This is a genomic window from Streptomyces sp. NPDC041200 (assembly GCF_055591805.1).
In genome coordinates, this window is sequence record NZ_JBVIZF010000020.1 from 32,076 (window position 1) to 53,036 (window position 20,961).

At 70.3% G+C, this 20,961-nt stretch carries 25 protein-coding genes; 21 read left to right on the forward strand and 4 right to left on the reverse strand.

Translation table 11 applies throughout. The annotated features are described in order from the left end of the window. Positions 1–226: 226 nt before the first annotated feature. The 5 genes from ACZ6CL_RS31090 to ACZ6CL_RS31110 all read left to right on the forward strand — a co-directional run bounded on the left by ACZ6CL_RS31090 (position 227) and on the right by ACZ6CL_RS31110 (position 4,420). Positions 227–1,267, forward strand: coding sequence for an NAD(P)-dependent alcohol dehydrogenase (locus tag ACZ6CL_RS31090; RefSeq protein WP_468941685.1), 1,041 nt, complete (start codon positions 227–229; stop codon positions 1,265–1,267). A 283-nt stretch (positions 1,268–1,550) separates the two neighbouring features. Then, on the forward strand, positions 1,551–2,339 hold the full coding sequence (locus ACZ6CL_RS31095) for a hypothetical protein (RefSeq protein WP_468941688.1): 789 nt from the start codon (positions 1,551–1,553) through the stop codon (positions 2,337–2,339). Positions 2,340–2,476: 137 nt separating this feature from the next. Further along, positions 2,477–2,872, forward strand: a complete 396-nt coding sequence (locus tag ACZ6CL_RS31100; protein ID WP_468941691.1) for an SseB family protein — start codon at positions 2,477–2,479, stop codon at positions 2,870–2,872. 91 nt (positions 2,873–2,963) lie between these two features. After that, a complete protein-coding gene (locus ACZ6CL_RS31105; RefSeq protein ID WP_468941694.1) occupies positions 2,964–3,365 on the forward strand; it encodes a DUF3662 domain-containing protein in 402 nt (133 codons plus the stop codon). 206 nt (positions 3,366–3,571) lie between these two features. Beyond that, a complete protein-coding gene (locus ACZ6CL_RS31110; RefSeq protein WP_468941696.1) occupies positions 3,572–4,420 on the forward strand; it encodes a DUF4142 domain-containing protein in 849 nt (282 codons plus the stop codon). Between the two features lie 9 nt (positions 4,421–4,429). On the opposite strand, the gene ACZ6CL_RS31115 is transcribed toward ACZ6CL_RS31110, so the two are convergent. After that, complete coding sequence (locus ACZ6CL_RS31115) at positions 4,430–4,648, reverse strand: ferredoxin (RefSeq protein ID WP_468941699.1); 219 nt, start codon at positions 4,646–4,648, stop codon at positions 4,430–4,432. Between the two features lie 5 nt (positions 4,649–4,653). Next, complete coding sequence (locus ACZ6CL_RS31120) at positions 4,654–5,844, reverse strand: cytochrome P450 (RefSeq protein WP_468941702.1); 1,191 nt, start codon at positions 5,842–5,844, stop codon at positions 4,654–4,656. A gap of 150 nt (positions 5,845–5,994) precedes the next feature. Here ACZ6CL_RS31120 and ACZ6CL_RS31125 point away from each other — a divergent pair, with 150 nt between their 5' ends. The 15 genes from ACZ6CL_RS31125 to ACZ6CL_RS31195 all read left to right on the forward strand — a co-directional run bounded on the left by ACZ6CL_RS31125 (position 5,995) and on the right by ACZ6CL_RS31195 (position 16,561). Further along, the gene (locus ACZ6CL_RS31125) at positions 5,995–6,624 is read left to right on the forward strand and encodes a TetR/AcrR family transcriptional regulator (RefSeq protein ID WP_468941705.1); all 630 of its coding nucleotides are present in this window, start codon (positions 5,995–5,997) and stop codon (positions 6,622–6,624) included. A 4-nt stretch (positions 6,625–6,628) separates the two neighbouring features. Further along, positions 6,629–6,937 (forward strand): gas vesicle protein GvpO, encoded by a 309-nt coding sequence (locus ACZ6CL_RS31130; protein ID WP_450882096.1) that lies wholly within the window; start codon positions 6,629–6,631, stop codon positions 6,935–6,937. 184 nt (positions 6,938–7,121) lie between these two features. After that, entirely contained in the window at positions 7,122–7,502 is a 381-nt protein-coding gene (locus tag ACZ6CL_RS31135) for a gas vesicle structural protein GvpA (RefSeq protein ID WP_385441556.1), read from the forward strand. A gap of 2 nt (positions 7,503–7,504) precedes the next feature. Beyond that, positions 7,505–8,221, forward strand: coding sequence for a GvpL/GvpF family gas vesicle protein (locus ACZ6CL_RS31140; protein ID WP_468941869.1), 717 nt, complete (start codon positions 7,505–7,507; stop codon positions 8,219–8,221). Positions 8,222–8,234: 13 nt separating this feature from the next. After that, entirely contained in the window at positions 8,235–8,489 is a 255-nt protein-coding gene (locus tag ACZ6CL_RS31145) for a gas vesicle protein GvpG (protein WP_468941708.1), read from the forward strand. Positions 8,490–8,491: 2 nt separating this feature from the next. Then, a complete protein-coding gene (locus ACZ6CL_RS31150; protein ID WP_468941711.1) occupies positions 8,492–8,896 on the forward strand; it encodes a gas vesicle protein in 405 nt (134 codons plus the stop codon). Then, positions 8,893–9,714: a GvpL/GvpF family gas vesicle protein gene (locus tag ACZ6CL_RS31155; RefSeq protein WP_468941713.1), complete on the forward strand. Its 822-nt coding sequence runs from the start codon at positions 8,893–8,895 to the stop codon at positions 9,712–9,714. Before ACZ6CL_RS31150 ends, ACZ6CL_RS31155 begins: the two co-directional genes overlap by 4 nt. Next, entirely contained in the window at positions 9,711–9,920 is a 210-nt protein-coding gene (locus tag ACZ6CL_RS31160) for a gas vesicle protein (RefSeq protein WP_468941715.1), read from the forward strand. Before ACZ6CL_RS31155 ends, ACZ6CL_RS31160 begins: the two co-directional genes overlap by 4 nt. Before the next feature lie 19 nt (positions 9,921–9,939). Continuing rightward, on the forward strand, positions 9,940–10,251 hold the full coding sequence (locus ACZ6CL_RS31165) for a gas vesicle protein K (protein WP_468941718.1): 312 nt from the start codon (positions 9,940–9,942) through the stop codon (positions 10,249–10,251). A 133-nt stretch (positions 10,252–10,384) separates the two neighbouring features. Beyond that, positions 10,385–11,248, forward strand: coding sequence for an isocitrate lyase/PEP mutase family protein (locus tag ACZ6CL_RS31170; protein WP_468941721.1), 864 nt, complete (start codon positions 10,385–10,387; stop codon positions 11,246–11,248). Next, positions 11,245–11,634 carry a hypothetical protein gene (locus tag ACZ6CL_RS31175; RefSeq protein ID WP_468941724.1) on the forward strand — a complete coding sequence of 130 codons (390 nt, stop codon included), beginning with the start codon at positions 11,245–11,247 and terminating at the stop codon, positions 11,632–11,634. The genes ACZ6CL_RS31170 and ACZ6CL_RS31175 overlap by 4 nt, the downstream gene beginning before the upstream one ends. 1 nt (position 11,635) lies before the next feature. After that, positions 11,636–12,667 (forward strand): bile acid:sodium symporter family protein, encoded by a 1,032-nt coding sequence (locus ACZ6CL_RS31180; RefSeq protein ID WP_468941872.1) that lies wholly within the window; start codon positions 11,636–11,638, stop codon positions 12,665–12,667. 83 nt (positions 12,668–12,750) lie between these two features. Beyond that, a complete protein-coding gene (locus ACZ6CL_RS31185; protein ID WP_468941726.1) occupies positions 12,751–14,511 on the forward strand; it encodes an NAD-dependent malic enzyme in 1,761 nt (586 codons plus the stop codon). A 36-nt stretch (positions 14,512–14,547) separates the two neighbouring features. Further along, on the forward strand, positions 14,548–15,600 hold the full coding sequence (locus ACZ6CL_RS31190) for an AEC family transporter (protein WP_468941729.1): 1,053 nt from the start codon (positions 14,548–14,550) through the stop codon (positions 15,598–15,600). A gap of 124 nt (positions 15,601–15,724) precedes the next feature. After that, complete coding sequence (locus ACZ6CL_RS31195) at positions 15,725–16,561, forward strand: undecaprenyl-diphosphate phosphatase (RefSeq protein ID WP_468941731.1); 837 nt, start codon at positions 15,725–15,727, stop codon at positions 16,559–16,561. A 48-nt stretch (positions 16,562–16,609) separates the two neighbouring features. Here ACZ6CL_RS31195 and ACZ6CL_RS31200 read toward each other — a convergent pair whose 3' ends face one another. Beyond that, positions 16,610–18,193 (reverse strand): AbgT family transporter, encoded by a 1,584-nt coding sequence (locus ACZ6CL_RS31200; protein ID WP_468941732.1) that lies wholly within the window; start codon positions 18,191–18,193, stop codon positions 16,610–16,612. Beyond that, positions 18,193–19,488 (reverse strand): metal-dependent hydrolase family protein, encoded by a 1,296-nt coding sequence (locus tag ACZ6CL_RS31205; RefSeq protein ID WP_468941735.1) that lies wholly within the window; start codon positions 19,486–19,488, stop codon positions 18,193–18,195. Before ACZ6CL_RS31205 ends, ACZ6CL_RS31200 begins: the two co-directional genes overlap by 1 nt. A 123-nt stretch (positions 19,489–19,611) precedes the next feature. Between ACZ6CL_RS31205 and ACZ6CL_RS31210 the strand changes: the two genes are divergently transcribed. Continuing rightward, on the forward strand, positions 19,612–20,694 hold the full coding sequence (locus ACZ6CL_RS31210) for an Lrp/AsnC family transcriptional regulator (protein WP_468941738.1): 1,083 nt from the start codon (positions 19,612–19,614) through the stop codon (positions 20,692–20,694). Positions 20,695–20,961: the final 267 nt, after the last annotated feature.

Sequence of the window (20,961 nt, forward strand, 5' to 3'; positions counted from 1 at the left end):
GTGACCGGGCGTTTCCCCCTCTGCGGGCGGGTCGTCGGCGCCCCACCGGCGGCCCGCTCGGGGTGTTCTTCCCCCAGTGCGGGGCGTTCCTCCCGCTAGCCCCCATCCTCGCAGGTTGACCCTACTTTTGGCCACTCTTGCCTCACCTTGGCACCCTTGCCACTGTGTTCGGCCAAGGATTCGAAGGAGACCGAACACAGAACCACCGCAAGGAGTGAAACGCCCCATGAGTACCGTTGCCGCGTACGCCGCACCTGCCCCCAAGGCCCCGCTGGAGCGCACCACGATCGAGCGCCGTCCGGTTGGCGAGTTCGACGTGGCGATCGACATCACGTACTCGGGCATCTGCCACTCGGACATCCACCAGGTCCGGGAGGGCTGGAGCGAGGTGCCCTTCCCGCTGGTGCCGGGCCACGAGATCGCCGGTGTCGTCAGCGAGGTCGGTCCCGGTGTCACCAAGTACTCCGTCGGCGACCGGGTGGGCGTCGGCTGCTTCGTGGACTCCTGCCGTGAGTGCGAGAACTGCCGCAAGGGCCTGGAGCAGTACTGCACCCAGGGCGAGACCGCCACCTACGCCGCCACCGACAAGTACGGCGAGACCACCCAGGGCGGCTACTCCACCGGCATCGTCGTCGACGAGAACTACGTGCTGCGCATCCCGGACGCGCTGCCGCTGGACGTGGCCGCGCCGCTGCTGTGCGCCGGTATCACCACGTACTCCCCGCTGCGCCACTGGAAGGCCGGGCCGGGCAGCAAGGTCGCCGTCCTCGGCATGGGCGGCCTCGGCCACGTGGCCGTGAAGCTCGCCCACGCGATGGGCGCGGAGGTCACCGTGCTGAGCCAGTCGCTGCGCAAGCAGGACGACGGGCTGCGGCTCGGCGCCGACCACTACTACGCGACCAGCGACCCGCAGACCTTCAAGGAGCTGGCCGACACCTTCGACATCATCCTGTCCACGGTGTCCGCGCCGCTGGACTTCGGCGCGTACCTGAAGCTGCTGAAGACGGACGGCGCGCTGATCAACGTGGGTCTCCCGGAGGAGCCCATCACGCTCAACCTGTTCTCGGTGGTCATGGGCCGCCGGACCCTCGCCGGTTCGTTCATCGGCGGCATCGCCGAGACGCAGGAGATGCTCGACTTCTGTGCCGAGCACGGGGTGGGCGCCGAGATCGAGACCATCCGCGCCGAGGAGATCAACACGGCGTACGAGCGGGTGTTCTCCAGCGATGTCCGCTACCGGTTCGTCATCGACGCCGCCACTATGTGACATACCGTCAACTCCGCGCCGACAGAGCGCGTTTCCGGCCTCGGCGGCCGTTCCCCCCTCGCGGGAGCGGCCGCCGAGGCCGTTTCATGAGACATGGGATGAATAACCGTGTCGCGAGCCTTGACGACCCCAATGGTCCAGTCCATCGTATGTACGCGCCACGCCCGCGCACAGCCGCGCGGGACCGACCTTTTCCCAGCTCCTCCGACCTCCTCCACAGGGACCCCACATGGCAGAAGACTCTGCTCCACGCGGCTTCAGTCGTCGGACGTTACTCGGTTCCATGACCGCCACAGCCGTCGGCGCGCCCCTCCTCGGGCAGCTGACGTCGGGCGTCTCCCCGGCCGCCGCGGCCGTCCGGGCGCCGCAACTGGTCTGGAACCCCAGCCCGTCCGGCGTCGGGCTCAAGGCGTTCGAGGGCATCGAGGCCGACCGCGGCAACCAGCACCCCGACCGGGACTATGTCGTGATCGAGGGCGGTGACCACTACCGCTTCAACATCTGGAAGGACGACCGGGACACCACCGGCGGCGGCGACCGCCAGCGCACCGAGTCCAAGGGGATGGTGCAGGGCGGTACGAAGCTGAAGATGCGGGACGGGGAGACCTGGACCCTGTCGTACGAGATGTACATGCCGTCCTCACTGCACGGCACCAGCAAGTTCACCCACATCTTCCAGACCAAGACCCCGGTCGACAACGGTGGCCCGTACCTCACGCTGAGCCTCGGCCGCAACGGCAGCAAGGAAACGCTGCGGGCGCGGGCCTACGCGAACTCCGGCTCGCCGGACATCGCCTCCACCGACCTGGCGCCGCTGCGGAACAAGTGGATCACCGTCGAGTGGAAACTGACCATCGGGGCCAGCGGAACCGCCACGTTCACGGCCCGCAACGGCACCGGTTCCGGCGCCCCGGTGGCAGTACAGGGCAGCATGTCGAACGTGAAGATACCGGACCAGGGCGACTACCAGCGGCCCAAGTGGGGCATCTACCGGTCGGTCGAGAGCGCGTCCTCCGACATCCTGGACACCTATCTGCTCTTCCGGAACTACAGGGCTTACCGCGGCGCCTGAGCGGCATCCGAGCAGAAAACAAAAACACTCCGCCACGGGATGTGTGAGTGCCGTGCAACCGGGTATTCGAGCCAGCCGTGGCCAGGACGCCCGCTCCCGGGCACGGCCACTCGCATATCCCGATCTTGGACGGAATCATGACTGCTCTTCCCGATGACAACACCGTTACCGCCACCCAGCACGCCCTCGGTGAGCTGGCCGCGGACCGTGCGGACGAGTCCGCGCTGAACACTCTCGCCGGCAGTGAGGTTCTGCTTCCCGCCGCCGAGAGCGCCGAGAACACCGACCCGCAGGCGGTGACCCTGCCGGTGTTCCAGCAGGAGGACGGCGCCCAGCTGGTGCCCGTCTTCACGACTCCGGAGCGCATGCACCAGGCGCTGCCGCAGATCGAGCGGTACCACCAGGTGCCGCTGGGCGCGCTTGCCCAGGGCTGGCCCTCCGAGGAGCTTTCGCTGACCATCGACGCCGGCGCCCCGGAAGCGGTCACGCTGACGGCCAGCGGGGTCAAGACCCTGCTCAGCCGCGCCGGCTGAGCGTTTACTCCATGTTCACCCTGGGAGCGGGTGTATGTGCGGACCGTAGTCGCGCACATACACCCGCTGCTTTTCGGGCACACGTCCGCGCATGGACACGCTGACCCGGATCGAACGAGCGATAGAGCGCTTCGAGGACGCACTGCTCGCCAAGGTGTTCCACCCCGAGCCGGTGGAATTGCTGGGCGCCCTGCGGGAGGAATGCGACAGCCAGGCGGTGGTGTGCAGCTCCAGTCGGGTGGTCGTACCCAACGCCTATGACGTCGAGCTGTCCGACGAGGTGTACGAGGAGCTGTCCCGGCACGGCAAGCAGGCGGGCCAGACCCTCACGGACAGTCTGATGCGGCACGCGGAGGAGCACGGGTACGAGTGGGCGGGCCCCCTCGCCGTCCATGTCACCAAGTCGAGCCGGGTGCCCAACGGCCGGTACCGGGTGGCCGCGACCCCGCTGACCCACATCCGCGCGGACGCCTTCGCCGATAACCCCCGGTAACCGCCTGGCCCGGAGCCTCCTTCACCTTGGGACCGCGGCGACCGCCCAGGTCAGGGCGCGGCCACCCAAGTACGGGTAAAAAACCGCGAGATGTTTGAGCGACGGAAGTGAACGGTCCGTATTCACTGGTGTCAGCCATCATCTGACATCAGCACGACGCGACACCTGCTCCGTACAACGACAAGCGGTCCCCGCCAGGAGGCTCCATGCGATCACGGTACTTTGTGACAGGCACCTCACTGCTCATCGGCTCGGTAGTGGTCACCCTCGCCGTGATCGTCTCCCCCGTGATGACCGGGTTGACGCAGGAGTCCGCCACGAATCTCAGCAAGATGACGGACAACCAGTTCGGGCCGCTCAGCGGGGCCGACAAGGACTTCGTGGTCAAGGTGCGGCTGGCCGGGCTGTGGGAGTACCCGGCCGGGAAGATCGGACTTGAGAAGGGGACGACGGAGCAGGTCAAGACCGCCGGTAAGCACCTGCTCGACGGCCATCAGCTGCTCGACGCCATCAGCCGCGAGATCGCCCCCAAGCTCGGCATCGTCCTCCCCAACAAGCCAACGCCACAACAGCAGAGCTTCATCGACACGATGAACGCGAAGACCGGCAAGGACTTCGACACCTACTACGCGAACATCCTGCGCGTGACCCACGGCCAGATCTTCAGCTCCATCGCCAAGATCCGGCAGACCAGCAAGAACTCGCTGGTGCGCAAGCTCGCGTCGCAGGCCAACAACACCGTGCTCGACCACATCACCCAGATGGAGAAGACGGGGATGGTCAACTTCGACTCCGCCGTCGCCGACATCACCACCACCCCGACCCAGGGCCCGGAGTACACCAAGCCGCCCCAGCCCGCCCCGGGCGAGCCCACGTTCATCGTCGGCACGTCCAAGCCCACTCCCCCGCCGAACGCCGTCAGCACGGCGGACAACGGGGGCGAGCAGAGCCTCGACCCGAACGTGGTCAACGGTGCCGGGGTGGGGGCCGCGAGCGGTGCGGGCGGAGTCACCACGCCGCCCGCCGTGTCCTCCGCGCCGCCCGTCGTTCCGTAACACCTCCGGTCAGGGACGCGGTCCGACCACCGTCGCATCCCCGTCGAGGATGGTGATGGCCAGCGCCGGGCAGGAGTCCGCCACGTCCAGCACCCGCTCCTCCTCCGGAACCTCCTCGCTCAGCGGACGCGCCCGCTCCTCGTCAAGGACGAACAGATCGGGCGCGATCCCGGCGCACATCCCGGACGCCATGCACCGGCCGCCGTCGATCTCGGCCTTCCAGGTCACCCGGATCACCACCCCACCGGCATGACCCGCGGCCCCCGAACCAGCATCTGGTCCTTCCACACCACGTCCCCGGCCAGACGCAGGTTCGGGAAGCGGCCGACGAGCGCGCCAAGCGCCTCCTGAAGCTCCAGGCGGGCCAGCGACGCGCCCAGGCAGTGGTGCACCCCGTGGCCGAAACCCAGGTGCTGGGTGGCGGGCCGGGCCACGTTCAGCCTGCCCGGTTCGTCGAAGCGCAGCGCGTCGCGGTTGGCCGAGCCGACGGCCACCAGGACGGGTTCCCCGGCCCGTACCAGGGTGCCGCCCACCTCGACGTCCTCGGTGGCGTAGCGGGCCTGGGAGGCGCCGACACCGAGCGGCACGAAGCGCATCAGCTCCTCGACGGATCCCTTGAGCAGCTCGGGCTCCTCGCGCAGCCGGCGCAGCTCTTCGGGGTGGTCGAGCAGCACCATCACGAAGTTGGGGATCTGGGTGGCCGTGGTCTCGTGACCGGCGACGAGGATGCCGACGCACAGATCGACGAGTTCCAGCTCGGAGAGCCGGTCGCCCTCGTCCCGCGCCTCGATCAGCGAGGTCATGATGTCGTCGCGCGGGGCTTCCCGGTGTTCCCGCACCAACCGGGCCATGTACGCGCGCAGTTCCTCGCGGTTGCTCTCCCACTCCGCCGCGGTCAGGGAGCTGGTGGACAGGGCGGCGTCGCTCCACACCCGGAACTTCGGCCGGTCCTCCTCCGGCACCCCGAGCAACCGGCAGATGACGGCGACCGGGATGGGCAGCGCGTAGCGGTCCACGAGGTCGGCGGGTGGTCCGGCGGCCTCCATCTCGTCCAGCAGCTGGTGCGTCAACTCCCGCACGTACGGCCGGAGTTTCTCCACCTGGTGGACGGTGAACGCCTTGGCCACGAGGGTGCGCAGCCGGGTGTGGTCGGGCGGGTCCATGCTCAGGATGCCGCCGTCCGTGCGCCCCTCGCCCTGCCGCGGCGTATCCCGGTTCAGGGCCTCCGCGCGGCTGAAACGCCGGTCGCCGAGGACCATCCGGGCATCGGCGTACCGCGTGGCCAGCCACGCGGGTTCGCCGTATCGCAGGCGCACCCGGAGCAGTCCGGGGCGGTGGCGCGCTTCCTCGTAGGCCTCGGACAGCTCCAGGCCGTCGGGGTGGTTGAAGGGATAGGCGATGGGTGTCGTCTCCGCTGTGGTCACCGTGATCTCCCTGGCGTAAGCACGTGCTTACAAAGCTAGGCGGGTCCCCTTGATACGGTCAACGGCGCCTATCGGCCGGTGTTCTGACGCTCCGACGGAGAGTCGAAGGCGGCGAGTGGCGGGGTGAGCAGCCGACGACAGGAGTGGATGATGGGTGGAACCACACCGGAAACACATCGGCGGGACGCGCGGGGCACCCGGCGGATGCTGCTGGAGGCGGCGTCGGCGCTGTTCGCCGAACGGGGGTACGAACGGGCCACCGTACGCGACATCGCGGAGCGCGCCGGGGTGAACCAGGCGCTGCTGTTCCGCTACTTCGGCTCGAAGAAGGCCCTGTTCGGGGAGGTGGTGGCGCACGATGGCCAGGAACAGCTGCACACCACACCGCCGAGAGAACTGTTCGAGACCGCGCTGCGCGGCATGCTCGGACACGGCGGTGACCGGGCCCGGGAGGACCGTGCGCTGGCCACCTTGCTGCGCTCGGTCGGCAGTGGCGACGAGATCGGTACCGCGGTGCGCGGCATGGGGGACGACTACGCCCGGGTGCTGGCCTCCCTGAGCAGCGCCGAGGACCGCGGGCTGCGCGCCGACCTGGCGCTGTCGTGGATGCTGGGCATCGGTCTGATGCGGGTGGTCGTGGGCAAGGAGTCGCTCGCCGAGGCCGATCCGGACGAGGTGTGCGCGCTCGTCACCGGCGCGCTGGCCACCTTGCTGGAGGATCTGCCGGTTGCGCGCTTTGGCGATCCGCACACCACGCGCTCCGCGGACTTGGCACGGTAGGACCATGACGAGCAATGATCCGGACACCCCGGAGACGAACGACCGGCCGCGCAGAGTCCCCGCGGCCCAGGCCATGCGTGGCGCGGCCCAGCAGCTCGGCGAGTTGCTGGGCACCGCGCCGGAGTCCGTCTCCGCGCTGCAGCCGACCCAGGACGGATGGCTGGCCGATGTGGAGGTGGTGGAGCTGGAGCGGGTGCCGGACACCATGACCATCATGGCCTCGTACCGGGTGACCCTCGACTTCGAGGGCATGCTCCTGGGCTATGAGAGGCTGCGCCGTTACGCCCGCGGCCAGCTCGACCGCGGCCGCTAACCACCCTTTCCCCGCTGATCCTCATCCGCCCGCGCCCCGCGCCCCGCGCCCCTGTGTCCCAGTGGCGCGGGGCGCTTGTCGTTGTGCGGCACACGTGTTTCCCACCGGATCACGGGTGAACACGGGTGCCCTCCCGCTCGTACCAGCAGTCGGGCAGACCGAGCGAGCGAGAGGACGACCACACGTGACCGTCATGACGCAGACCGGCGGAGTACCAGCCACGACCGCGACCGGTTCAGGGACCGGAAGCCTTTTCGACATTCTCGAACTCATCCTGGACCGCGGCCTCGTCATCGATGTCTTCATCCGGGTGTCCCTCGTGGGCATCGAGATCCTGAAGATCGACATACGCATCGTGATCGCCAGCGTGGACACGTATCTGCGCTTCGCCGAGGCGTGCAACCGCCTCGACCTGGAATCCGGCCGCAAGGCCCCGGACAAGCTCAGCGACATCGTCGGCACCATCGTCGAGGGCGGCGCCCGGGGCAAGACCGAGGGCGCGCTGAGCGGCGCCATCGACGCCATCGGCAATGTGTTCGGCGGCGACGATGACGAGGACAAGTGAGCATGCATCTCTACCTCTACGCGATCACCCGCTCCGACCACCCGCTGCGGCTGGAGGGGCTGCGCACGGTGGGCGGCGTCTCCGGCGTGCCGCGCGCGGTGGCCAGTGGCCCGCTGACGGGCGTGGTGAGCCCGGCGCCGGAGACCCTGCGCCCCAAGCGCCGCGACCTCGCCGCCCACCAGGAGGTCCAGGAGCGGCTGATGGCGGACGGGGCGGTGCTGCCGATGCGGTTCGGGCTGCTCGCCCCCGACGAGGCCGCGGTCAGGTCGGCGCTGGACGCCAAGCGCGCCGAGTACGTCCGCGGTCTCGATGAGCTGGACGCCACCGCGGAGTTCAACCTGAAGGCGGCGCGCTCCCAGGACGATCTGCTGCGGGAGGTTCTGACCGAGTCCGACGACGCGCGGCGGCTCAACGAACGCACCCGCGACGGCCGTGGTTCGTACGAGGACCGGGTGGCCCTCGGCGAGCTGATCGCCCGCCAGCTGGGGGCGCGGCAGCAGAGACTCGCCGAGCAGGTCGTCGGCAGCCTGTCCGGGATGGCGCGCGGCCAGGTCGTGTCGTCCCCGGCGGGGGACGACTTCGTCAACGCCTCGTTCCTGGTGGAGCGGGGGCGCGCCGAGGAGTTCTCCCGCGCGGCGGAGCGGTTGGCCCGGGGTTTCGGGGACGGCTACGACTTCCGGCTGCGCGGCCCGCTGCCCCCGTACAGCTTCGTGGCCTGAGGGCGGGGGCGCCGTGGGACTGCTGACCGGGCTCCTCACCTTTCCGCTCGCGCCGGTGCGCGCGACCGTCTGGGTCGCCGAGCAGGTGGTCGAGGCCGCCGAGCGCGAGTACTACGACCCGGCGCCGGTCCGGCGCGCCCTCACCGAGCTGGAGCGGGACCTGCTGGCCGGGCGGATCGACGAGGACGAATACGACCGCCGCGAAGACGAGTTGCTGGACCGGCTGGAAGAGCTGGAACGGCACGACGAGCAGAGACGAGCCCCCTGACCATGACAGAACCGGTAGCGAGCAGGCTGGGCCCGCCGCGCCTGCCCGCCTCGTACGACCAGCGGGATGCCCCGTCGCTGGCCGACATCCTGGAACGGGTGCTGGACAAGGGCGTGGTGATCGCGGGTGACATCCGGATCAACCTGCTCGATATCGAACTGCTCACCATCAAACTCCGGCTGCTCGTCGCCTCCGTCGACAAGGCGAAGGAGATGGGCATCGACTGGTGGGAGCACGATCCGTCGCTGTCCTCGCGCGCCCGGACCCCCGCCGTGGAAAACGGCGAGGCGGAAAGGTCCCTCAGCGAGGAGAACGCACGGCTGCGCGCCGAGATCGCGGCGCTGCGGGCGCACCCCCAGTACACGGGCGACACGAGTGACACGAGCGACAGGAGCGTGGACGGGTGACCGATATCGCACAGCACATGGTGTACGCCTACGCGGTGCTGCCCCCCACCCCCGAGGCCGCGCGGGTGGTCGCCGCGCTGCGCGGGGTGGCTGGTGAGCAGGTGGGGCTCGTGGAGACCGGGGACCTCGCCGCGGCGGTCGGCCCGGTTCCGGCCGAGGAGTTCGGGGAAGCGGCGCTCACGGCGCGTCTGGAGGAGCTTCCCCGGCTGGAATCGCTGGCCCGGGGGCACCACGGGGTGGTGGCGGCGCTGGCCCCGCTGGGCGCCGTGCTGCCGCTGCGGCTGGCCACCGTCTACCGGGACGAGGACCGGGTGCGGCAGACGCTCCAGGAGCGCCGGAACGAGTTCCTGCCGCTGCTGGAGCGGCTCACCGGGCGCGTCGAATGGGGCGTCAAGGTCTATACGGTCACCGGTGCGGGTGACGAGACGGCGGACGCGCCGGAGAGCGACGCGGGGGACGCCGGGCTCAGCCCGGGCCGGGCCTATCTCGCCGCGCGCCGCAAGCGGCGGCGCGGTGCCGAGGACGCCTGGCAGGCCGCGGTGCGGACAGCCGCGCGCATCGCCGACGAGGCCGGGGAGATCGCCGTCGAGCGGGTCGCCCACCGGCCGCAGCGCGGCGAGCTGGCGAAGGCGGAAGGCGGCGAGAACATCGCCAACGACGCGTATCTGGTGCCCGCCGACCGTGCCGAGGACTTCCGCGCCCGCGTCCTGGCCGCCGCCGGGGGCCAGGAGGGGGTGCGGGTCGAGGTGACCGGCCCTTGGGCGCCGTACTCGTTCGCCCTGCCGCCCGCCCCGGCCGCCCACCGGGAGTCCGCGTGAGCACCGCGCTAGACGAGGAGGACGCCCGGGCCCTCGCGGGCCGCGAGGTCGCCCTGATCGACATCCTCGACCGGCTGCTCCAGGGCGGGGTCGTGCTGGCCGGGGACCTCGTGCTGTCCATCGCGGACGTCGATCTCGTACGGATCGACCTGCGCGCGGTGATCGCCCCCGTCGACGCCGAACACCCGGCTCCGTCGCTGCTCTGACCGGAAGGACTCCTGCCGTATGTCAGCCACTCCCGCCCCCTCCCGTTCCGCCCAGCGTCTGCGCACGGATCCGGACTCGGTCGAACGCGATCTGGCCCAGCTCGTGCTGACCGTGGTCGAGCTGCTGCGTCAGCTGATGGAGCGCCAGGCGCTGCACCGGGTCGACAAGGGGGACCTGACGGAGGAGCAGGAGGAGCGGATCGGGATGACGCTGATGATCCTCCAGCAGCGCATGGAGGAGATGTGCGACCGGCACGGGCTGCGCATGGAGGACCTCAACCTCGACCTCGGCCCGCTGGGCACCCTGCTGTCCCCGGCGGGCCAGGCGTAGGGCGGGCCGGCGGGCGACGCCTCATCCGCACCGCCCGCACCTCAAGGTGCTCTCCACCGCCCCACAAGGCCGTCCCGGCAAATTCTTCCCTGGACCAGAATCGACTAAAGGTCCCGAACCCGAAGGGAAGACCATGGAGTATGGCCATGCCTTGCGAGAAGATATCGGGTCTCCTCGCACCACACCACTCATCGGCATCTACGACATGTACTCGGCGTCGATCGCGGCCCGCCACTACAACGGCTTCTTCGTCTCCGGTTTCGGATTCGCCGCTTCGTATTACGGGCTGCCCGACATCGGATTCATCGCCTGGCCGGACATGGTGAACTTCGTGGAGCGGCTGCGGCTGGCGTTCCCCGGGCACCATCTGCTCGTGGACATCGACGACGGCTATGTGGACCCCGAGGTCGCCTGCCATGTGGTGCAGCGGCTGGAGCGCGGCGGCGCGTCCGGGGTGATCCTGGAGGACCAGAAGCGGCCGCGCCGGTGCGGACACGCGGACGGGAAGCTGGTGCTGCCGCTCGACGAGTACCTGGAGAAGCTCAACCTGGTGCTGAGCAGCAGGAAGGACCTGCTCGTGGTGGCGCGCACGGACGCCACCGAGGAGGCGGAGATCATGCGGCGGGCCGCCGCGCTGGCGGAGACCGACGCGGATGTGGTGCTCGTCGACGGGGTGCGCAGCGTCGAGTGGATCCGCCGGATCCGTACGGTCGTCGGCGACAAGCCGCTGCTGTTCAATCAGATCGCGGGCGGGAAATCACCCCGGCTTTCGCTTTCCGAGCTGACGGATCTCGGCGTCGATGTCGCGATCTACAGCACCCCGTGCCTTTTCGCCGCGCACGGTGCGATCGAGGGTGCGCTGGTCGACCTGAAAATGGCGGACGGCCGACTGCCGGATACCCGGGAAACCGACTGCGTCGGCGTGAAGGGATCCACGGAACTGCTGGAGGGGAACATCAGCAGGCATCACCAGGATCACCATCCGGCCGCGGTATGACCCGCGGATTCCGTTCCGTATCGCCCCCGCCTTTCCCGCCCCTGCCTTTCCGGTCCGGTACCGGACGTCACCGAAAGCCGGGAAAAGAGAGCGGCTTTACCCGGGCGTCCGCCACCGGAATCGTCCTCGCGGCCACCGCGGGCGTGCTGTGCGGCGGCCAGACCGCGTGGGCCGCCGCATCCGCCGCATCCGCTCCGTGCCCGGTCGCGCCCGGCGAGGAGCCGGAGGAGCCCACGCCGGTCGCCGGGTCGCACATCGGCCTGGTGGTCATCGACAACTCCTTCGCGGACTCCTGGCTGGAGATCGACCGCACCCTCAACGCCCTGCTCCTCAGCGCGGGCACGGCAGGCAGTGATCACGAAAGCGAAAGCGAAAGCGGTGATTGACGTGAAGTCGCTGTCCTGGCCATGGCCAAGGTCACGGCCGGGCCGGCTGAGGAAGGCGGTCGACCCGTACGTCGCCGCCCTCCTCGGCACGGTCGCGCTCGCGGCGCTGCTGCCCGCCTCCGGGCGGGCGGCCGGGGCGGTCGGGGGTGCCGCGGACCTCGCCATCGGGCTGCTCTTCTTCCTGTACGGCGCCCGGCTGTCCACCCGGGAGGCGGTGCACGGCCTGCGGCAGTGGAAGCTCCACCTCGTGGTGGGTGCGAGCACCTTCGTCCTGTTCCCGCTGCTGGGGCTGGCCGCGGGCGGTCTGGCCCCGTTTCTGCTCACCGACCGGCTCTACACCGGCGTGCTCTTCCTGTGCGTCGTCCCCTCGACCGTCCAGTCCTCCATCGCCCTCACCTCCACGGCCCGGGGGAACGTCCCGGCAGCCATCTGCGCCGGTACGTACTCCAGCCTGGCCGGGATGGTCCTCACACCGTTGCTGGCGGCCTGGTTCATCGGCTCCTCCGTCGGCTTCTCGGCCGACGGTCTGCTGAATATCGCCACCCAGCTGCTGCTGCCCTTCGCCGCCGGACAATGTCTGCGCCGCTGGATCGGGGGGTTCACCCTCCGTCACCGACGGGCGCTCGGTCCGCTGGACCGCGGCGCGATCCTGCTCGTCGTCTACACGGCCTTCAGCCGGGGGATGACGGAGGGTGTCTGGCGGCAGATCACTCCGGGACGGCTGCTCGCCCTGCTGAGCCTGGCCGCGACCCTGCTGGCGGTGGCCCTCGTCACAACGTCCTGGGCCGCGCGGCGCCTCGGCTTCAGCCGGGAGGACCGGGTCACCATCGTCTTCTGCGGCTCCAACAAGAGCCTCGCCACCGGGCTGCCGATGGCCGCGGTGCTGTTCGGGGAATCGGCGGGTCCGGTGATCCTGCCGCTGATGCTCTTCCACCAGCTCCAATTGATGGTGTGTACACTCATCGCGGCCCGGTGGGCCCGCCGCCACACCAGGTCAACACCCCTGACCAGCGCGCATACCACCACCCCCTAAAGGTCCGCGTTTCAACCTCTTGGTACCGTGATTTTTAGCGGTGTGAACCGCCGCGAAGCACAACCAGTGAGGAAGCAGTACCCATGAAGAGCGATCTACCCGAAGCGGAGGCGTCCGATCCGGCCTCTTCCGCAGCCGCGGCGACCCGGTGGAGCCCGACCGGCCACACCTGGGAAACCACCTCGCGAGGGCGCGCCATCCTCAGCGACCCGCGGCTCAACCGGGGCACGGCGTTCACCGAGTCCGAGCGCGACGCCCTCGGACTGACCGGCCTCATCCCCGCCCAGGTCATGACCCTGGAGCAGCAGGCCACCCGCGCCTACGCCCAGTACCGGGCCAAGGCCACCGACCTGGACAAGAACGTGTACCTGCGGTCCCTCCAGGACCGCAACGAGGTGCTGTTCTACCACCTGCTCGGCGAGCATCTCAGCGAAATGCTGCCGATCGTGTACACCCCCACCGTCGGCACCGCGATCCAGCGCTACAGCCATGAGTACCGCCGCTCCCGCGGCGTCTACCTCTCGGTCGACGCCCCGCAGGACATCGAGCGCTCGCTGCGCGCCAGCGGCCTCGGCCCCGAGGACGTGGACCTGCTCGTCGCCACCGACGGCGAGGCCATCCTCGGCATCGGCGACTGGGGCGTCGGCGGCATGGACATCTGCATCGGCAAGCTCGCCGTGTACACCGCCGCCGCCGGAATCGACCCGGCCCGTGCGCTCCCGGTCGTCCTGGACGCCGGTACCAACCGCCAGGAACTCCTGGACGACCCGCTCTACCTGGGCAACCGTCACCCGCGCGTGGACCGCGAGAAGTACGACGCCTTCATCGCCGAGTACATCGCCGCCGTCGGCCGGGTCTTCCCCGACGCGCTGCTGCACTGGGAGGACTTCGGGTCCGGCAACGCCCGGCGCATTATCGACAGTTACGGCGACAAGGCGCTCACCTTCAACGACGACATCCAGGGCACGGGTGCCGTCAACCTGGCCGCCGTCCTCTCCGGTGCCCGGGTCACCGGTACGCCGCTGCGCGACCACCGCATCGTGATCTTCGGCGCGGGCTCGGCCGGGCTCGGCATCGCCGATCAGCTGCGCGACGCCCTGATCGCCGACGGGCTCGACCCGCAGGAGGCCTCCGACCGGTTCTGGTGCATCGACCGGTACGGCCTGATCACCGATGACGCCGAGGGGCTCGACCACCACCGGCGGCGCTACGCCCGCCGGGCGGCCGACGTCGCCGACTGGCACCGCGACGAGCAGGTCGGCGGCATCGCGCTCGCCGAGGTGGTCCGCCGCGCACAGCCGACCATCCTCATCGGCACCTCGGGCCAGGGCGGCGCCTTCACCGAGGAGATCGTCCGTGAGATGGCCGCCCACGCCGAGCGGCCCGTCATCCTCCCGATGTCCAACCCGACTCCGCTGGCCGAGGCCAAGCCCGAGGACCTGGTCCGGTGGACCGGCGGACGGGCCCTGATCGCCACCGGCAGCCCCTTCGCCCCGGTGCCCCACGAGGGGGTCACCCACGTCATCGGGCAGGCCAACAACGCCCTGGTCTTCCCCGGCCTGGGCCTCGGCGCGATCGTCGCGCACGCCACCCGGATCACCGACGGCATGCTGCTCGCCGCCGCCGAGCGGATCGCCGAGATGATCGACCCCGGCACCCCCGGAGCCCCGATCCTCCCGCTGGTCGACCAGCTGCGCGAGACCTCCGCCGCGGTCGCCGCGGCCGTCGCCCGCGCCGCCGCGCACGACGGGGTGGCCCGTACGCCCATCGCCGACGATCAGCTCGACCGCACGGTCCACGAGGCCATGTGGAGCCCGGTCTACCGCCCGATCCAGCCGGTCTGACGACTCGTACACACCGGCTGACCAAGGGACAAGACCATGGCTTTTTCGCACATTTTCACCATCGTCGTGCCCGTCTTCCTCGTGATCGCCCTCGGTTACGGGGCCGGGCGGGGCACGTCGTTCGGCGGCGAGCGCGCGGACGCGCTCCGGGTGCTCACGATGGAGTTCGCCCTCCCGGCGTCCCTCTTCCTGGGCATCGCGAACACCCCGCGCCACATCCTGCTGAGCCAGGGCCCCCTGGTGGGGATGCTCGCCCTCGGGTTGCTCGGCCTGTTCGGACTGATCCTGCTGGGCCTGCGCGTCATCGGGCGGCTATCGCTCGAGCGGGCGTCGATCCTGGCGCTCGCCTCCGTCCAGCCGCAGTACGCCTTCATGGGCGTCACGATCCTGGGCAACCTGTTCGGCGACGCCGAGGCCGCGATCCCGATCGCCATCGCGGGCATCCTCGTCAACGTCCTCCTCGACCCCCTCGTGCTGATCCTGCTCAACCTCGACCGCCCGCACGCCGCGGAAGCCACCGCGTCGGCCCCCGCGCCCTCGCACGTCCTGGTGTCCGCGGGCGGCGGGCCGGCCGCGGCCGAGGAGGAGCGGGACGACGAGCCCGGGTCCGCGGCACCGGCGGCCAAGACCGTCCCCACCTGGGTGAAGGTTCTGCAGCCGCTGCGCAAGCCGTTCGCCTGGGCCCCGCTGCTCGGGCTGGTCATCGCGCTGATCGGGGTGCGTCCGCCCGAGATGATCGAGAACTCGCTGTCGCTGGTGGGCCAGGCCTCCTCGGGTGTGGCGCTGCTGTCGGTGGGCGTCACCCTCGCCCGCGTCGGCGTGCCCCAGCTGAGCCCGGGCTCCATCGCGATCGCGCTGACCAGCGTGGTCGTGCTGCCGCTCAGCACCTACGGCATCGGCCTGCTGCTGACCAGCCACGAGGTCGCCGCGCAAACGGCCCTGATCCTGGCGTTCCCCGTCTCCCCGGTGCCGATGATGCTCGCGTCACAGCACGTCAAGAGCGAGGAGCACCGCATCGCCTCGTCGGTGATCATCAGCATCCTGCTGGCGTTCGTCTCGCTGCCGCTGATCATCAACCTGACCAGCTGACGGGGCCGGTCCCCGGACGGCTCACGGCCCGCCGGTACGCGCTCGGATCGCGTACCGGCGGGCCGTGACACAAAGGCCACCGTGCTACAAAAAGGGACATGTCTCCGGCACAGGGATGGCTCCATTGAGCACGATCAGCATCGGCCAGGCCGTGGTCCTCGGCGTCGTCGAGGGGGTGACCGAGTTCCTGCCCGTCTCCTCCACCGGCCACCTCAAGATCACCGAGGGGCTGATGGACATCCCGGTGGACGACAAGGCCGTCGTCGCCTTCACCGCGGTCATCCAGGTGGGCGCCATCGCCGCGGTGCTGCTCTACTTCTTCAGGGACATCGTCCGCTTCGCACGCGCCTGGGGCCGGGGCATCATCGACCGGGAGCAGCGCCAGCGGCACGACTACAAGTTCGCCTGGTGGGTCATCTACGCCACCCTCCCCGTGGTGGCCGTCGGACTCGCCGCCAAGCCGCTGATCGAGGGGGCGCTGGCGTCCCTGTGGGTGGTGGCCGGATCGCTGATCGTGGGCAGCGGGCTGATGTGGGCGGCCGACCGCCTGGGCCGCCACAAGCGCGGCGAGGACGACACCTCGCTCAAGGACGCCATGCTGGTCGGCGGCTCGCAGATCCTCGCCCTGCTCTTCCCCGGCTTCTCCCGCTCCGGCGCGACGATGTCCACCGGGCTGATCCTGGACCTGGACCGGCTGGCCGCCACCCGGCTGTCGTTCTTCCTCGGTCTCCCCGCCCTCACGGGCGCGGGGCTGTACGAGCTGAAGGACGCGCTCGGCGGCGGCGTCGCGGCGGCGCCGCTGGCGGTGGGCACGGTGGTGTCGTTCGTCGTGGCGTACGGGTCGATCGCCTGGCTGCTCAGGTTCGTCGCCAAGCACTCCTTCAACGCCTTCGTGATCTACCGCGTCGCCGTGGGCGTCCTGCTGTTCGGCCTGCTGGGGACGCATGTCCTCACCCCCTGACGGCCAGGCTGCGCAAGGCCCCGGGCCGCTGCCCGGGGCCTTCGCGGTTCACTTCAGATGGATGGAGGCGCCGGGGCCCAGCGGCAGGTCGAATCCGTAGAAGATCCCCAGGATGGCCAGCCACACCGCCATGAACGGCACGACGAAGATGGCGAGCCGGGAGATGAGGGTGCCGAGCCGGGCTTCCGGTTCGTACTGGCGGACCATCGCCAGGATGAGGAAGAGGTACGGGTTCATCGGCGTGATGACCCCGGTGGCGGAGTCGCCGATGCGGAACGCGGCCTGGCTGAGCGCCGGGCTCATGCCCATCAGCATGAACGCCGGCAGGAAGACCGGGGCGACCAGGGACCACAGGGCGGACCCGGAGAGGATGAAGAGGTTGAGGAGCGAGGCCAGCAGGACGAACGCGATGATCGCCCAGAAGCCCGTCACCCCCAGGGCCTTGAACACCGCGGCGGCCTTCACCGCCAGCAGCACCCCCACATTGGACCAGGTGAACAGCGCGATGACCTGGGCGGCGAAGAACATCATGACGAGGTAGCCGGACATGTTCTTCATCGAGTCGGTCATGGCCGTGACCACGTCGTCCGCACCGCTGAGCTTCCTGACCGTGAAGCCGTAGGTGATCCCGGCGAGCAGGAACGCGAAGAACAGCACCGGGACGATGCCGTCCAGCACGGGCGAGGGCACGAAGGCCCCGCCCTTGCCGCGCAGCGGGGCCCCGGGCGGCAGCCAGAGCGCGAGGACCACGGCCAGGTAGCCGACGACGACGAGACAGGTGGCCACCAGGCCGCGGCGCTGGACCGGGGTGAGGGTCAGGTCCTCCTGCCCGGACTCACCGTCGGCCGGCTCGTAGGTGCCCTCGTACGGACCGAGGCGCGGCTCCAGGACGCGGCTGATGAGGAATCCGCCGAGCAGCGCGAGCACGATGCTGCTGGAGGCGGTGAAGAAGTAATTGATGAGCAGGTGGATGTGGAGACCCTCGGCGGCGGGCAGCACCGCGGCCGCCTGCTGGGTGATCCCGACGTAGAGGGCGTCGAGGGAGCCGATGGTGAACCCGGCCGCGTAGCCCGCGGTGACGCAGGCGAAGCCGCCGATGAGACCCGCCACGGGGTGGCGTCCGGCGCTCCTGAAGACCATGGCGGCCAGCGGTGGGAGCACGATGGCCCCGACGTCGCTCATCATGTGTGCCTGGCTGGCGATGAGCGCCACCGCGTACGGGAGGGCGGCGCGCGGTATGCGGGCCAGGGTGGCCCGCATCACCGTCTCCAGCAGGCCGGTCTTCTCCGCGAGCCCGACCACCATGATCAGGACCACGACGGCGCCGATGGGCGGGAACGTGGCGAAGTTGGGGATCAGGTTCTCCAGCAGCCAGCGCAGCCCGGTGCCGGTGAGCAGTCCCTCGATGTTCTTGGTGTCGTCGGTGCCGGGGACCTTCACCGAGACGCTCGCGGCGGCGAGGGCGGTGGAGACGACGGCCAGCAGCGCGAAGAGCCCGGCGAACAGGACCACGGGGTTGGGCAGGGCGTTCCCCGCCCGCTCGATGAGGGAGAGCACCCGGTCGATCCCACGGGGCCGACCGTTGTCCGGGGGCTTGCCGTTCTGCGCGGGTATTCCGGTCAGCGATGCCATCAGGGTCGCTCTCCCCTCGGGTCTGTTGGGAGCAGGAGGTCCTTCTTGACCGTGCCGTCCTGGACGACGCACACGACGCTGGCGGGATCGCCGAGGACGCCGATGTCGGTGAGCGGATCACCGTCGCACAGGATCAGGTCGGCGGTGCGGCCGGCGGTCAGGGTGCCGAGCCGGTCGTCCACGCCGAGGAGTTCGGCGGCGGTGCGGGTGCCGGCGACGATGGCGGCCATGGGGTCCATGCCCAGGTCCACCAGGTAGCTCAGCTCCATCAGGTTCTGGCCGTGCGGGCACACGGCGGCGTCGGTGCCGAGCGCGATGCGGGCGCCCTGCTCGATGGCGCGGGCGATGTTCTCCTTGGTGATGCCGGACCAGCGGACCTTCTTCTGGTAGTGGAACGGCGCCATGGTGTCCTTGTTGATGCCCGCGTACACGGTGGACAGGGTCGGTACGACGAAGGTGCCGCGCTCCCCCGCCATCTCCAGGGCCTGGTCGTTCAGGCCGTAGCCGTGCTCGATGCTGGTGACGCCGCCGCGCAGGGCGTTGAGGATGCCCGCGGTGCCCTGGGCGTGGGCGGCGACGGGCTTGCCTCCGTGGCGTCGGCACTCGTCCACGACGGCCCGGATCTCGTCCTCCAGCAGCCCTTCGTCCTCGGGCTGGTCGTAGGGGCTGCCCATGCCGCCGGTGGCGCAGATCTTGACCAGGTCGGCGCCCGCGCGCAGCACCCTGCGGACGGCGAGTCGGGATTCGTCCACGGTGTCGGCGATCTCGGACATCTCGCCGCCGCTGAGGTCGGTGCCGTCGGGCAGGCGGACGTCGGCGTGGCCGCCGGTGTGGCTGATGATCCGTACGGCGGTGTGCAGCCGGGGGCCGGTGATCCGTCCGGTCTCCACCGCGGTGCGGTAGCCCGCGGAGAGTCCGCCCAGGTCGCGGGCGCTGGTGATGCCCGCGTCCAGGGTCTGCCGCATGCGCGTGGCGCTGTCGAACGTGACCAGCACCGGGTCGAGTTCGCCGCGGCGGCCGGGCGGGGAGGAGTGCGCGTAGGCGAGGTGGGTGTGGCAGTCGAAGAAGCCGGGGAGGACCGTGCGCCCCCCGGCGTCGATGACGCGGTGCCCGGCCGGGTCACCGCCGGGCGCGGGGGGCGCGTCCGCGGCGGGTCCGGCGTAGGTGAGGGTGCCCTCGGCGTCGCTGATCACGACGGCGTCGGCCACGGGGGACGCTCCGGTGCCGTCGATGAGCGTCGCGTTCTCGATGCGCAGCGCGGTCCGGACGGTGTCAGGTGCCAGCTGATCCTTCATGGATCGGATTCACTCCTCGCATACGGAAACAGGTAGGAGCAGTGTTGGGCTGGTGTGTTAGCCGCGTGCTACGGTGCAGCATTCCATCGAGAATCGGCCACGACGCGCAGGAATCAGCCGCCCATGGACACGCAGTTTTCCGCCGGGCACCCGCCGGACGAGCTGGACGAACTGGACCGGGGGGTGGTGCACGCCCTGCAAATCCACCCCAGGGCGCCATGGACGCTGGTCGGCGATGTCCTCGGCGTGAACCCGGTGACGGCCGCGCGGCGCTGGCACCGGCTGGAGGACGCGGGCCTGGCCTGGGTGACCGCCTATCCGCGGCTGTCCGACGCGCGCATCGTGGTGACCGCCGTGGTGGAGATCGACTCCGAGCCGGGGGTCGGCGAGGAGGTGGCCGAGGCGCTTGCCGCCGACCCGGCGGTGGCGAACGTCAAGCTCACGGCGGGCAGTCGGGATCTGGTGGCCGCCGTGCAGGCGGCGGACCTCGGTGAGCTGGCGCACCTGAGCACCGTGCTGTTCCGGGGGCGGCCGGGGGTGCGGGCGACCCGGACCCATGTGGCGACGGCCGTACCGACCGAGGGCAGCCGGTGGCGGCTGCGCAGCCTGGACGCGGCGCAGTGCGCCCGGCTGGAGGCGGCGGCCTGCCCCGCGCCGGAAGCGGCTCGCGGCGCCCCGGGCCCGGACGCCCTGGACGCGCGACTGCTGGAGTTGCTGAGCACCGACGGCCGGATGTCCATCCGGGACTTGGCGGCGGGCGCCGAAGCGGGCCTCACCACGGTGCGGCGGCGGCTGGGGGTGCTGCTGGCCTCCTGGGTGAGCCTGCGCTGCGATCTGGCCCGGCCGCTGTCCGGCTGGCCGCTGTCCGCGGTGTACTTCGCGTCCGTACCGGCACGGTATCTGCGGGAGACCACCGGAGTGCTGGCCGGGATGCGGGAGGTGCGGTCGTGCTCGATCACGGCCGGTCCGCACAACGTGGTGATCGATGTCTGGCTGCGCGCGATGAGCGATGTGCACGGTTTCGAGGCACATGTGGCGCGGCAGGTGCCCCATCTGACCATCGACGACCGCTCGGTGGTGCTGCGCACGGTGAAGCACATGGGACGGCTGCTGAACCGGGACGGACGCTGTGTGGGCGTCGTCCCGCTGCGCCAGCCGCAGGGGTCGCACGGCACGGTACGCGAGGAAAACCGCGACGAGAACTGAGCGTCGGGATCCGGTCAGCTCAGCGAGCGGGAAGCGCCCGGCGCTTATCCATCTGTCATATGCCTACGTAGGACAATCGTATGGTGCGTCTCCCTCGCGGTAACCCAGAAGAGCCTGTTCCCGCTACGTCCGGCCCGGCACCGCGCTGATCCGGCGCGGTCGCGGCACCGGCCAGTACGGCGACCGCACCAGCCCGGGGCACTGACGTACGAACGGTCGCGGTGTGGCGCGAACAGCCTGGTCCGGGGCGGTGCGCCGGGCGGTGAC